The following is a 12,359-nucleotide window of genomic DNA, read 5'->3' as shown; positions in this document are numbered from 1 at the left end:
CGCCTTCACTTCGATCCCGACCGTGCGGCTACCGCGCCGCCCCCGGGTCTAGGCCCGTGCCGGCACCGCATCGCCGCGCGCCTGCGCAGGCTGGCGCTGCGGCCGCACCTCCGCCTGCATGCTGACGCGGAAGGTGGACACGGCATCGCGCAGCCGCAGCGCCTGCTCTTCGAGCGCGCCGGCCGCCGCGGCGGCTTCTTCCACCAGCGCCGCGTTCTGCTGCGTGCCCTCGTCCATCTGCGCCACCGCCTGGTTCACCTGCTCGATGCCCGAGCTCTGCTCGGCCGACGCCGCGCTGATCTCGGCCATGATGTCGGTGACGGACTTGACCGCCTGCACGATCTCTTCCATGGTCTGGCCGGCCTGGCCGACCAGTGCCGAGCCGTTGTCCACGCGCGCCACCGTGTCGCCGATCAGGCCCTTGATCTCCTTGGCCGCGTTGGCGCTGCGCTGGGCCAGGCTGCGCACCTCGCCCGCCACCACCGCGAAGCCGCGGCCCTGCTCGCCGGCGCGCGCGGCTTCCACCGCGGCGTTCAGCGCCAGGATATTGGTCTGGAACGCGATGCCTTCGATCACGCCGATGATGTCGACGATCTTCTTCGACGCATCGTTGATCTCGTCCATGGTCTGCACCACCCGGCCCACCACTTCGCCACCGCGCAATGCCGTGTCCGAAGCATTGGCCGCCAGCCCGCTGGCCTGGCGCGCGTTGTCCGCGTTCTGGCGCACCGTGCTGGTCAGCTCTTCCATGCTCGACGCGGTCTGCTCCAGCGATGCCGCCTGCTGCTCGGTGCGCTGCGACAGGTCGTTGTTGCCCGCCGCCACTTGGCGCGTGGCCGTCGAGATGCTGGCCATGCCTTCCTGGATCTCATGCACTACCGACAGCAGGCTGCGCTGCATGGTCTGCATCGCCTGCGCCAGCGCGCCGATCTCGTCGGCGCTGCGGTGCTCGAAGCGCGTGGTCAGGTCGCCCGCGCCCATGCGCAGCGCGAAGTCCAGCATGTCGCGCACCGGCCGCTCCACGCGCGCCAGCAGCATGGTGCCGGCGGCGAAGGACGAGGCCAGCGCCAGCGCAAAGCCGCCCCACAGCCACGGGCGCAAGCTCGCGGCAGCCGTGCCGCCCAGCGCCTCCACCGCGACCAGCGCGGCCAGGAACCACGCCAGGCCGCCGGCCTGCGCCCACAGGATGCGGCGCTTCAGGTTCAGCCGCAGCAGTCCCTGCACCAGGCCGCGCAGGCCGGTGCGCACCACCGCGCCGTGGCGGATCGCCAGCCCGTCGGCACGTCCCGCGCGAAAGCGCGCATAGGCGGCGCCGGCGGCCTGCACCTGCTCGCGCGTGGCCATCGAGCGCACCGAGGTGTAGCCCACCACGCGGCCGTCGACGCGCGTCGGCGTCACGGTCGCATTGACCCAGTAGAAGTCGCCGTTCTTGCGGCGGTTCTTGACCACGCCCATCCACGTGCGTCCGGCCTGCAGGTCTTGCCACAAGTCCGCGAACGCCTCTGGCGGCATGTCGGGGTGGCGCACCAGGTTATGCGGCGCGCCCAGCAATTCCTCCGCCGCAAAGCCGCTGGCCTCGATAAAGGTGCGGTTGGCAAAGGTGATACGGCCCTTGAGGTCGGTGCGCGAGATCAGGTAGTCGGAAGGAGACAGCGGGTACTCGCGCTGCGTGACGGGTTGGTTGTTTCGCATCTAAGTCTGCACTGCTTGCCTGTGGCGCGCCGCATGGGTCCATGCGGCCGCACCGCGGGCGGGTTCGGTCCGGCGCGCGGGTGGCGCGTGGCGGACGGCGGGGGGCGCTACTGCAGGATCAGGACACCGCTTCCAGCGCGGCCAGTTCTTCGGTATTGAGCAGCTTCTCGATGTCGACCAGGATCAGCATGCGCTGTTCGACCGAGCCCAGGCCGCGGATGTAGTCGGTCGCCAGTTCGCCGGAGAAGTGCGGGGTGGGCTTGATCTGCGCGGCGCTCAGCGTCAGCACGTCGGAAACGCCGTCCACCACGATGCCGGTGGTGCGGTCGTTGAGGTCGACGATGATCACGACCGTGTACTGGTCGTAGCTGACATTGGGCTGGCGGAACTTGATGCGCAGGTCGATGATCGGCACGATGATGCCGCGCAGGTTGACCACGCCCTTGATGTAGTCGGGCGCATTCGCGATCTGGGTGACCGACTCGTAGCCGCGGATCTCCTGCACCTTCAGGATATCGACGCCGTATTCCTCGCGGCCCAGGGTAAAGGCCAGGAACTCCTCGCCCGCGCCGTCTGCCTTGTCGATGTGCTGCATCGTCTAGCCCCCCAAGTTTGGCTCATGCTGGTTTCTCTGGCGCCGCAGCGGCCGGGGCCGCTGGCTGCGCCGGGGCATGACATCGCCCACCAGTGTTTACGGCAGCATCCGGGGGTGACTGAAGGGCGACGCCGGGTCTTTCCTTACCCTTCCGACGTAGGGGGTGCCGCGTCCAGCAGCGCGGCCACGGCCTGCATCAGCCCGTCCGGGTCGAACGGCTTGGGCAGGAAGCCCGACGCGCCGGCGGCGCGGGCCTGTTCGCGGATGCTGCCGTCCTGCTCGGTGGTCAGCATCAAAATCGGCATGCGCGCGTAGCGCGGCGTGGCGCGCAGGCTGCGGATCAGCGTCAGGCCGTCCATGCCGGGCATGACCTGGTCGGTGACCAGCATGCCGAAGCTGCCGGCGACGGCCAGCGCATGCGCCTGGTCGCCGTCCGCGGCCTCGGTCACGTCGAAGCCGCCGGCGCGCAGGCAGGCGCCGATCATGCGGCGTAGCGAGGGCGAATCGTCGACGACGAGGATGCTGGGCAATGACATGGGCGCCTCCGGAGGTGCGGGAACGGGTTGGGTCCGCCAGGAACATCGATGGCATCGGCCACGCGGCCGGCGACGGACGGGCCGGCACAGGGCCGGGCCCACGCGGGCCAGCCTGCCAGATCGGTTATCGGCGGCGCGGCGGCCGGGCTTTAGGCGTCAGGCGACGGACTGCGCGCGCAGGGTATCGCCGAAACCGGCGGCGTCCAGCGGCAGCGACAGCAGGTAGCCCTGCACTTCGTCGCAACCCATCTGGTTGAGGATGTCCAGCTGCGAGGCCGATTCCACCCCTTCGGCCACCACCTTCATGCGCAGCTCGTGCGCCAGCGCCACCATCGAGCCGACGATGGCGCGGCCCTGCGCATCGGTATCGAGCCCGCCGATCAGCGTGCGGTCGATCTTGAGCGTGCCCACGCGCAGCCGCTTGAGGTAGCCCAGGCTGGAATAGCCGCTGCCAAAGTCGTCCAGCGCCACCTGGATCCCGAGCGACTGCAGCTCGGCCAGCGTTTCCAGCGACTTGCCGATGTCCTTCATCGCCGCGGTCTCGGTGATTTCCAGCGTGATCGCCGAGGGCGGGATGTCGTGCTGGTGGATCTGCTCCAGCAGGTATTGCGGGAAGTTGCGGCTGGCAAAGCGCAGCCCCGAGACATTGATCGCCACCGGCACGGTCGGCACGCCGGCGTCGCGCCACTGGCGCACCTGGCGGCACACGCTCGTCAACACCCAGTCGTCGAGCTTGTCGATCTGCCCGGACTGTTCGGCCACGGCGATGAACTCGGCCGGGCTGACCTGCCCCAGCGCGGGATGGCGCCAACGGCAGAGGGCCTCGGCGCCGACCACGGTGCGGCGGCGCGCGTCGTACTTGGGCTGGAACTGCAGCGACAGCGTATCGTCCTGGATCGCCACCCACAGGTCGCGCCGGATCACGCGGGTGCGGCGCGCACGTTCGCCGGCGGCGCTGTTGAACAGGCGCACCTGGTTCGAGCCGCTCTGGCGGGCTTCGGCCAGGCTGACGCGGGCCGCCTGCATCAGCGCCTCCGAGGTCTGCGCGTCGCGCGGATAGATGGCGATGCCGATGTTCACGCCGATCTGCATCTGCAGCCCGCGCGCGGCAATGAACTCCGCCAGCGAGCCCAGCATGCGCGAGCCCAGTTCCTGCGCGCGCCCGTGGTGGACCAGTTCGGGCACGCCCACGGCAAATTCGTCGCGCGCCAGCCGCGCCAGGAAGTCGTGCGGTTCCAGCACGGCCTGCGCCAGCGCGCCGGCGTCCTGGGCCAGGATATCGTCGGCACGGACCTCGAACACCTCGTCGACTTCGCGGTAATCGGCGATATGGATCAGCAGCACGGCGCAACCGGTCTCGGCCAGCCGGGCCTGGCTGATGGCCTGGTCCAGCCAGCGGCCGAACGCCACGCGGTCCGGCATCACCGTCGCCACGCTGTACTCGCCCACCGTGTCCTGGCCGCGCGCGGCGGCACGCACGGTCAGCCGGCCCGGGCGCCCGGGGATGCGCGCGCCGCGCCGCGCCAGCCGCGGCTCGGCGCCGCGGTGCAGCACCGGCAGGTCATCGGCAAGTTCGTCGGCCAGCGTGGCGTCGGCGCGCGCCGGCGCCGGCAGCCAGCCGCGCGACTGCGCCCGGTGGACGGCGAACAGCAGCGCGCACAGCGCGGTCAGGCCGCCTGCCAGCCAGGCCGGGTGCGGCAGCCCGGCGGCGTCGATGCACTCGCGCGCGGTCACGGTGCCGGCGCCGCACGAGCGGCCCAGGTGCGTGCCGGCGGCCGCGACCAGCCCCGCCCCGGCCACCACCGCCAGCAGAGCCGCGCCGCGCCACAGGCGCGCGCCCTGGCGCAGCCACTGCACCAGCAGCTTGACTGCCGTGGTGGCCGCCGCCGCGGCGGCAAAGCTGGCCGCCAGCTGCGCGGTGTCGTTGACGGCCGGTACGCTGCCCGACAAGCCCACCACCAGCACCGGCATGCCGATGCTCAATTGCGACAGCAGCGCCGCCGACCACGTCAGCACGCGCAGCGACCGGCTGCCGGCCGGCTGGTCCGCGCGCCCGGCGCGAACGCCGAGGGCGGCGGCTACACCCAGCAGGGCGGCCAGCAGCAACAGGACGGAACTCAGGGCAATCATTGGGCTGCGCGATGATGATGAAGATGCGCGAAGACGGTCAGGACGCGGGGCAAACCCCGCATCATGTCATCTTGCAGTCGCCGTGTGAACAAGGCAATGACTCCAACGCAGGGGTCAGAACGCGCTCCAGTCATCGTCACCGCCGGCCGCGGTCACGGCCGGACGCGCCGCGGAGCGCGCCGCAGGGGGGATTGCCGGGCTGCTCGCCGGCCTGGCCGCGGCCCGCGCCGTCGTGGCAACCGGCACCTTACGCACCGTCGTGGTGCGCGTGGCCAGGCTGTCGCTGGCGACGGCGGGGATCGCCGGCGTGGCGGGTGCCACCGCCTTTGCCGCCGTCTTTGCTGCGGCGCTTCCACCGACACGGGCCGTGATGGCCGGCGCCGCCGCGGTGTTGACGGTGAACACCGAGACCACGTTCTTCAGCTTCTGCGCCTGCTCTTCCAGCGCACCCGCCGCCGCCGCGGCCTCTTCGACCAGCGCGGCGTTCTGCTGCGTGACCTGGTCCATCTGGGTCACAGCCTGGCTGACCTGATCTATGCCGCTGGTCTGCTCCTGCGACGCCGCGCCGATCTCGTTCATGATGTCCGTGACGCGGCGCACGGCCTGCACGATCTCGCCCATGGTCTGGCCGGCTTCGGCCACCAGCCGGGTGCCGCTCTCCACGCGCTGGCCCGACTCGCTGATCAGCGCCTCGATCTCCTTGGCGGCCGACGCCGAGCGCTGCGCCAGGCTGCGCACCTCGCCCGCCACCACGGCAAAGCCGCGTCCCTGTTCGCCGGCGCGCGCGGCTTCCACCGCGGCATTGAGCGCCAGGATATTGGTCTGGAAGGCGATGCCCTCGATCACGCTGATGATTTCCACCACCTTGCGCGAGGCGCCGTTGATCTCGTTCATGGTATCGACCACGCGGCCCACCACCTCGCCGCCCTTGAGCGCGATCTGCGAGGCCTCGCCCGCCAGCACGCCGGCCTGGCGCGCATTGTCGGCGTTCTGGCGCACCACCGTGGTCAGTTCTTCCATGCTCGCGGCGGTTTCCTCCAGCGACGAGGCCTGTTCCTCGGTGCGCTGCGACAGGTCCAGGTTGCCGGTGGAAATCTGCTGCGTGGCCGACGCCATCGAATCCGCGCCGCTGCGCACTTCGGCGACGATGCCCGACAGGCTCGACTGCATCGCGGCCAGGGCCTGCATCATGCGCCCGATCTCGTTCTTCGAGATGCTGGTGATGCGCGCGGTCAGGTCGCCGCGGGCAATGCGCTCGAACACCGCCAGTGCCTCTTGCACCGGCGCGACGATGGCGCGGTTGAGCGTGACCGTGCACAGCGCGGCAATCGCCAGGCCCAGCACGATCATCACGATCGACAGCATGCGGATGCGGGCAAAACTTGCCTGTGCCGTGCCGAAGTTGGCCTCGCCCGCCGCCATCTGGAATTTCTGCAGTTTTTCATGCGCGCTCGACATGCTGCGCTGCAGGTCGGGCAGCACCTTCTTCGCCAGCCGCACCGCCTCTTCCTGGTTGCCCGCCAGCGACGCCGCCTGCAGCGGCAGCACGCCCTGCTCCATGAAAGCCTGGCGCTGCTTGCCCAGTTCCGCCGCCAGGGCCTGTTCCTCGGCATTCTGCGGCAAGCTCATATAGCGCTTCCAGGCCGCGTCCGACGCCTCCACGAACACCCGCGAGCGATCCACGTTGACCTTGGGATCGTCCTGCTCGCCCTGCATCACGTTGCGGTCCAGCGCCAGGCGCATGCGCGTGGTGGCCAGCATCGCATCGCTGAGCGCGACGGTCGAGCCAAGCTGGTTGGCATAAGTATCCTTGAGCGCGTCGTTGCTCTGCGAGATGCCGTACAGGCCGGCGCCGCCGACCAGCAACAGCAGCAGCGACAGGATTCCCATGGCGCCCCGTAGCAGGGTCTTGATCTGAATATTGTTGTGGAAGGACATGATGAATTAAGACACTGGCAATCCGCGGGACACACCCCTTGCCCCGGTCCGGCAGGATCGTTACCGCATTGATCCGCCCTGCCCGGATAACGGCGCGCCCCCTTCATCCTTGAGTCGCCGTCCGGCGCGCACGGTTATGGTGAATCGGCGATAAACGCCATGTCGGATATCAGCCACGTAGAGGGGTTGCGTGGGCGGGGATGGCCTGAAACGGGGGTGGCGGCCTGTCCGTAAATGCCGGCGCGATTAATGTCATGGCCGGTATCCGCACACAACGACGACAGCCCGGTGCGGTCGGGAATACCGCCGGGATTTCGGCACTGCCGCCCTCACTCGCAATACCGCTGGGACGCGGAAAAATCCGCGGTGACTCGCCCTGACACTGAAAGTTCACACAATTATCAGCAGCAAGAATTTTCGCAAAAACCGTCCGGGATTACGCGACCAGGATTTGCAGCCGGCAGCCGGCCCGTTATAATTGTTTTCAGCATTTTCCCCGCCCACCAGCGCACCCAGCGCAATTCAATCACCGGAAACCGAGGACGCAATGGCGACGTATCAGGAAATCGTTCAGAAAATCAGCGAACTGCAGAAGCAAGCCGAGGAAATCAAGGCGCGCGAACAATCCGCCGTGATCGCGGATATTCGCGAGAAAATCGAGCAATATGGCCTGACCGCGGAAGACCTGGGTTTTGGCGCGAAGGCCCCGGCCGGCAAGAAGGCGGCCAACCGCAAGGTGCCGGTACGTTATCGCGACAACGCCGGCAATACCTGGACCGGCCGCGGCAAGCGCCCGGGCTGGCTGACCCAGGCCCTGGCCCAGGGCAAATCGGTCGAGGACTTCCTGATCCGCTGAAGCGCGCGATCCGGCCGACGGCAAAACGCCACGGAGACTTCCGTGGCGTTTTTGTTTTGCGTGGCGGAAAACCGGCCGGGTCAGGCGTCGAAGCCGTGCGGGTTCATCGACTGCCAGCGCCACGAGTCCTGGCACATGCGGTCGAGGTCATGCTGCGCGCGCCAGCCCAGCAGCTCATGGGCCAGTGCCGGGTCGGCATAACAGGCGGCAATATCGCCGGGGCGGCGGTCCACGATCTGGTACGGCACCGGCTTGCCGCTGGCGCGCTGGTAGGCCTGCACGACTTCCAGCACGCTGTAGCCACGCCCGGTGCCCAGGTTCACGGTCATGCCGCGGCCCTGCCGGCCAAGATAATTGAGCGCCGCCAGGTGGCCGTCGGCCAGGTCGCAGACATGGATATAGTCGCGCACGCCGGTGCCGTCGACGGTCGGGTAATCGCCACCGAATACCATCAACTGGTCGCGGCGCCCGCCCGCCACCTGCGCTACATAAGGCATCAGGTTGTTGGGAATGCCGCGCGGGTCTTCGCCGATCAGGCCGCTTTCATGCGCGCCGACCGGATTGAAATAACGCAGATAGGCAATGCGCCAGGCCGGATCGGATTTTTCCAGGTCGCGCAGGATTTGCTCGCCCATCAGCTTGGTCTGGCCATAGGGGTTGGTCGCCGACAGCGGGAAATCCTCCAGGATCGGCACGGTGTGCGGATTGCCATAAACCGTGGCCGAGGAACTGAACACCAGCTGTTTCACCCCGGCCGCGCCCATGGCGGCACACACCGTCAGCAGGCCATCAAGGTTGTTGCTGTAATAGGCCAGCGGCTGGCTGACCGATTCGCCCACCGCCTTGAGCGCGGCAAAATGAATCACCGCACTGATGCGGTGCTCGGCAAAGAGCCGGTCCAGCAGCGCGCGGTCGCGCACGTCGCCCTGCACGAAATGCGGGGCCTGGCCGGTAATGGTGGCGAGCCGGTCGATCACGGCCGGGCTGCTGTTGCACAGATTATCCAGGCCGATCACGTGGTAGCCGGCATTGAGCAGCGCGACCCAGGTATGCGAGGCGATATAGCCGGTGGCACCGGTCAGCAGCAAGGTTTCAGGCATGGGTATTGGCGTCGATCGATTCGGTTCAGCGTTGTGCGGAGGGCAGCCGGTGCGCTGTGTGCGCGATAAATAACTTGACGGCCATGCCGGGCACGGGAAGGTAGCTATTATCCACGATGCACCATGGCGCCCTGACAGCCGCCCCAGTCACGGCTTTCAGTCAGAAGCCGCGGAAGCCGGCGCCACCAGCCCTGCCCGCGCCTGCCAGGCCTCATACGCCGCCCGCAGCCGCCAGCCCGATTCCAGGTCGCGCATGCCCAGGCACTGCGCCACCTCGGCGGGCGCCGTGCCGGCCTCGAAATGCATGGCTGCGCAGGTATTGCGCAAGGTCTGCGGCGACGCACGCTCGCTGCGCCCGGCCAGCACGCCGGCTTCGTCCAGCAGGATTTCCACGCGCCGGTAGACCGACGCCGCATGCATCGGCCGCCCCGTCGGCATGGCCGGAAACACCAGGCTGCCGAGCGTGCCGGAGGCCTCGCGCAACGCCAGCCAGGCGCGCAGCGGCGCATGCGCCAGCGGGAACAGCGGCACGGTGTAGGCGCGGCCGTTGTCCGGGCGCACCATGCGCAGCGCCATCCGTCCAGGCGCGCCGTCGGCGATGACGTCGGTGCGCAGCGCGCGCGCCTCCGCCACCTTCAGGCCGCCGCCCAGCAGCACGGCCAGCAGCGCCGCGTCGCGGGCACGCTTCCATTGCGTCGGCGACGCCGCGGCGGCGGTGTCGCCAGCCGGGGCGCCGGCCGGGCCGAGGATGCGCGCCACCAGCAGGTCGCGCTCGCCCGGCAGCAGGAAGGCGGTGGGGTCGTTTTCACCTTCGGCCAGGTGAGCGCGCACCGCCTGGCTGCCCGGGTTGTGCATGCCCTCGCGCAAGCGCGACAGGTGATGAAAGACCCGCTCGATCAGCCGCGCATAGCGGTAGCGGTGCGACTTGTGCAGCTGCTGCGCGTCCAGGAATTCGCCGATCTGCTCGGCGGACCAGCTCAGCGGCGGCAGGCCGCGTTCGGCCGACCAGCGCAGCAGCTTGCCCCACATGGCACGGTACACCACGCTGGTGCCGTGGCGAAAACCGTGCTGCGCCAGCCAGCCGTCGAACGCGCGCTCGGGGTGGTCGCGCCAGGCGGCCAGGTCGGCATCGAACAAGGCCGCCTGCTCGAGCTGGGCGGCGCTGGGCTTGGTGGTCACGGATTCTCCTGCTGTGCCGCATCAGGCCGGCGGCCAGCGGACGATCCCGACTATTGTAGACAACGCGTCACTGCGCGCCGCCATGCACGCGCCGAGCTTGCAGCGGACCACGCGGCGTGCTACCTTTCGACGCACTATGCAACTGGTTGCATAAATCCGGAAAGAGATCGCAGCAAACCTATAGCGCCCGTCAGGAGACCTCCCGTGACCACTGCCCTGCTCCCCGCCGCCCAGGCTTCGCTCGACGCCTGGCACCAGATGATCGCCACCCACTCCATGGCCGGGCTCGATGCCATCGTCGCCGACGACGTGGTGTTCCGCTCGCCGGTCGCGCACACGCCGTATCCCGGCCGCGCCGCCATCGCGCTGGTGCTGACCACGGTGAACCAGGTGTTCCAGGACTTCCGCTATCACCGCAGCTTTGTCAGCGACGACGGCCACAGCGTGGTGCTGGAGTTCAGCGCCAGCGTCGACGGCAAGGCGCTCAAGGGCATCGACATGATCCGCTTCGACGACGCCGGCCGCATTGCCGAGTTCGAGGTCATGGTGCGCCCGCGCTCCGGCCTGGAGGCGCTGGCCGCCGCCATGGCCGCGCGCCTGGCCAGCCAGAAAGATGTGCTGACCGGCGCCGCCTGACTCGCGCCGGACGACAGCGCCACCGCATCGCTACACCGAATCCATCGACATTACCAAGGAGACTTCCCCATGGCCCTTCCCGCCCAGCTGCAGAACCGGCTTTCGCTGCCGGTGGTCTGCTCGCCGCTGTTCATCATCTCCAACCCGGACCTGGTCATCGCCCAGTGCAAGGCCGGCGTGGTCGGCTCGTTCCCCGCGCTGAACGCGCGCCCCGCGCCCAAGCTGGAGGAATGGCTGGACCGCATCACCACCGAACTGGCGGAACACGACGCGAAGCACCCGGAGCGCCCGTCGGCGCCGTTCGCGGTCAACCAGATCGTGCACAAGTCCAACGACCGGCTCGAGCATGACCTGGAGCTGTGCGTGCGCTACAAGGTGCCGATCGTGATCACGTCGCTGGGGGCGCGCAAGGAAGTCAACGACGCGGTCCACTCGTACGGCGGCATCGTGCTGCATGACGTCATCAACAACGCCTTCGCGCGCAAGGCGATCGAAAAAGGCGCGGACGGCCTGGTGGCGGTGGCTGCCGGTGCCGGCGGCCATGCCGGCACGCTGTCGCCGTTCGCGCTGCTGCACGAGATCCGCGAGTGGTTCGACGGCCCGCTGCTGCTGTCGGGCGCGATCTCCAGCGGCGACGCCATCCTGGCCGCGCAGGCCGCGGGCGCCGACCTGGCCTATATCGGCTCGGCCTTCATCGCCACGCAGGAAGCCAACGCGCAGGACGGCTACAAGCAGATGATCGTCGACAGCAGCGCCAACGATATCGTCTATTCCAACCTGTTCACGGGCGTGCACGGCAACTACCTGCGCGGCAGCATCGAGCGCGCCGGGCTGGACCCGAACGCGCTGCCGGAATCGGACCCGTCGAAGATGAACTTCGGCTCGACCAGCGTGAAGGCGTGGAAAGACATCTGGGGCGCCGGCCAGGGCGTCGGCGCGATCAAGCGCGTGGTGCCGGCCGCCGAACTGGTGCGCCGCTTTGCCGAGGAGTACGCGCTGGCGCGCCGCCGCCTGGGACTGGGCGAAGCCAGCCCGGCCGGCGCGCGCGCCGTCGACCTGGCCTGAGCACGCGCCCGTGCTGCCGCTACAGTAGCGGCAGCAAGGCCTCGCCCCAGTTTACCCAGTCGGTCTCGAAGCGGATCCCGCGCTGCAGCAGCGCATAGCGCAGTTGCTGCGCGCGGTCCATGTCCGGCGCCGAGAAATCGCGCCGCTCGATCGCCAGGTAAGTCTCGAGGCGAGCGCGGTGCAGCGCGATCAGCCGCCGCATCTCGTCGCCCAGCCCAAGCGGGCCGATCACCGCATCGGCGCGCAGCTTGACCAGGATCTCCTCGCGCTGGTCCAGCCCCGCGCCCGGCGCCAGCACCCAGCGCGCCAGTTCTTCACGGCCCGCCGGCAATACCCGGTAAACCTTCTTGCGGTTGCGCCGGTCGGCGTTGCCCTCGCCTTCCGACGCGTCGCTTTCATCGGCGGCAATCCAGCCGCTGTCCGCCATGCGGCCCAGTTCGCGATAGATCTGCTGGTGCGTGGCATGCCAGAAATAGCCGATGGAGCGGTCGAAGCGCCGGGCCAGGTCGTAGCCGGACGAGGGCTTTTCGATCAGGGAGATCAACAAGGCGTGCTGGGTCGACATGCGTCTGCTGGGCGCGGGGATGATGGGAGTGGATTCGGACAGCACAGCGTGCCGGCAGGCGCGCCGG

Annotated in this window: 11 protein-coding genes; 3 read left to right on the top strand and 8 right to left on the bottom strand. The window is 68.9% G+C overall.

Annotated elements, in window-relative coordinates:
- Positions 1 to 48: 48 nt before the first annotated feature.
- The 5 genes from AC3FMM_RS00370 to AC3FMM_RS00350 all read right to left on the bottom strand — a co-directional run bounded on the left by AC3FMM_RS00370 (position 49) and on the right by AC3FMM_RS00350 (position 6,891).
- The gene (locus AC3FMM_RS00370) at positions 49 to 1,692 is read right to left on the bottom strand and encodes a methyl-accepting chemotaxis protein (RefSeq protein ID WP_488685938.1); all 1,644 of its coding nucleotides are present in this window, start codon (positions 1,690 to 1,692) and stop codon (positions 49 to 51) included.
- A 118-nt stretch (positions 1,693 to 1,810) separates the two neighbouring features.
- Entirely contained in the window at positions 1,811 to 2,287 is a 477-nt protein-coding gene (locus AC3FMM_RS00365) for a chemotaxis protein CheW (RefSeq protein WP_115712022.1), read from the bottom strand.
- A gap of 143 nt (positions 2,288 to 2,430) precedes the next feature.
- Entirely contained in the window at positions 2,431 to 2,823 is a 393-nt protein-coding gene (locus tag AC3FMM_RS00360) for a response regulator (protein ID WP_115682248.1), read from the bottom strand.
- Positions 2,824 to 2,979: 156 nt separating this feature from the next.
- The gene (locus AC3FMM_RS00355) at positions 2,980 to 4,953 is read right to left on the bottom strand and encodes a putative bifunctional diguanylate cyclase/phosphodiesterase (protein WP_488685937.1); all 1,974 of its coding nucleotides are present in this window, start codon (positions 4,951 to 4,953) and stop codon (positions 2,980 to 2,982) included.
- 114 nt (positions 4,954 to 5,067) lie between these two features.
- Positions 5,068 to 6,891: a methyl-accepting chemotaxis protein gene (locus AC3FMM_RS00350; protein ID WP_116313340.1), complete on the bottom strand. Its 1,824-nt coding sequence runs from the start codon at positions 6,889 to 6,891 to the stop codon at positions 5,068 to 5,070.
- 547 nt (positions 6,892 to 7,438) lie between these two features.
- Here AC3FMM_RS00350 and AC3FMM_RS00345 point away from each other — a divergent pair.
- Positions 7,439 to 7,747, top strand: a complete 309-nt coding sequence (locus tag AC3FMM_RS00345; RefSeq protein WP_062802319.1) for an H-NS histone family protein — start codon at positions 7,439 to 7,441, stop codon at positions 7,745 to 7,747.
- Between the two features lie 80 nt (positions 7,748 to 7,827).
- Here the strand turns inward: AC3FMM_RS00345 and galE are convergent, their stop codons facing one another.
- Entirely contained in the window at positions 7,828 to 8,847 is a 1,020-nt protein-coding gene (galE, locus tag AC3FMM_RS00340; protein WP_111521519.1) for a UDP-glucose 4-epimerase GalE, read from the bottom strand.
- 156 nt (positions 8,848 to 9,003) lie between these two features.
- On the bottom strand, positions 9,004 to 10,026 hold the full coding sequence (locus AC3FMM_RS00335; protein WP_115712015.1) for a tyrosine-type recombinase/integrase: 1,023 nt from the start codon (positions 10,024 to 10,026) through the stop codon (positions 9,004 to 9,006).
- A gap of 204 nt (positions 10,027 to 10,230) precedes the next feature.
- On the opposite strand from AC3FMM_RS00335, the gene AC3FMM_RS00330 reads away from it, so the two are divergent.
- On the top strand, positions 10,231 to 10,662 hold the full coding sequence (locus AC3FMM_RS00330) for a nuclear transport factor 2 family protein (RefSeq protein ID WP_115682243.1): 432 nt from the start codon (positions 10,231 to 10,233) through the stop codon (positions 10,660 to 10,662).
- Positions 10,663 to 10,731: 69 nt separating this feature from the next.
- A complete protein-coding gene (locus AC3FMM_RS00325) occupies positions 10,732 to 11,727 on the top strand; it encodes an NAD(P)H-dependent flavin oxidoreductase (protein ID WP_115682242.1) in 996 nt (331 codons plus the stop codon).
- 19 nt (positions 11,728 to 11,746) lie between these two features.
- On the opposite strand, the gene AC3FMM_RS00320 is transcribed toward AC3FMM_RS00325, so the two are convergent.
- Positions 11,747 to 12,292, bottom strand: a complete 546-nt coding sequence (locus AC3FMM_RS00320; protein ID WP_115712013.1) for a PadR family transcriptional regulator — start codon at positions 12,290 to 12,292, stop codon at positions 11,747 to 11,749.
- Positions 12,293 to 12,359 lie beyond the last annotated feature (67 nt).

Source organism: Cupriavidus sp. 207A1, assembly GCF_057798955.1.
The sequence above is the reverse complement of the archived record's forward strand: the minus strand, read 5'-3'. Positions and strand labels throughout refer to the sequence as shown.

Bases quoted from the DNA above. Each gene is read 5' to 3' on its own strand.
- AC3FMM_RS00320 (WP_115712013.1), bottom strand. From the start codon at position 12,292: ATGTCGACCCAGCACGCCTTGTTGATCTCCCTGATCGAAAAGCCCTCG.
- AC3FMM_RS00350 (WP_116313340.1), bottom strand. From the start codon at position 6,891: ATGTCCTTCCACAACAATATTCAGATCAAGACCCTGCTACGGGGCGCC.
- AC3FMM_RS00360 (WP_115682248.1), bottom strand. From the start codon at position 2,823: ATGTCATTGCCCAGCATCCTCGTCGTCGACGATTCGCCCTCGCTACGC.
- AC3FMM_RS00370 (WP_488685938.1), bottom strand. From the start codon at position 1,692: ATGCGAAACAACCAACCCGTCACGCAGCGCGAGTACCCGCTGTCTCCT.
- AC3FMM_RS00325 (WP_115682242.1), top strand. From the start codon at position 10,732: ATGGCCCTTCCCGCCCAGCTGCAGAACCGGCTTTCGCTGCCGGTGGTC.
- galE (WP_111521519.1), bottom strand. From the start codon at position 8,847: ATGCCTGAAACCTTGCTGCTGACCGGTGCCACCGGCTATATCGCCTCG.
- AC3FMM_RS00365 (WP_115712022.1), bottom strand. From the start codon at position 2,287: ATGCAGCACATCGACAAGGCAGACGGCGCGGGCGAGGAGTTCCTGGCC.
- AC3FMM_RS00355 (WP_488685937.1), bottom strand. From the start codon at position 4,953: ATGATTGCCCTGAGTTCCGTCCTGTTGCTGCTGGCCGCCCTGCTGGGT.
- AC3FMM_RS00345 (WP_062802319.1), top strand. From the start codon at position 7,439: ATGGCGACGTATCAGGAAATCGTTCAGAAAATCAGCGAACTGCAGAAG.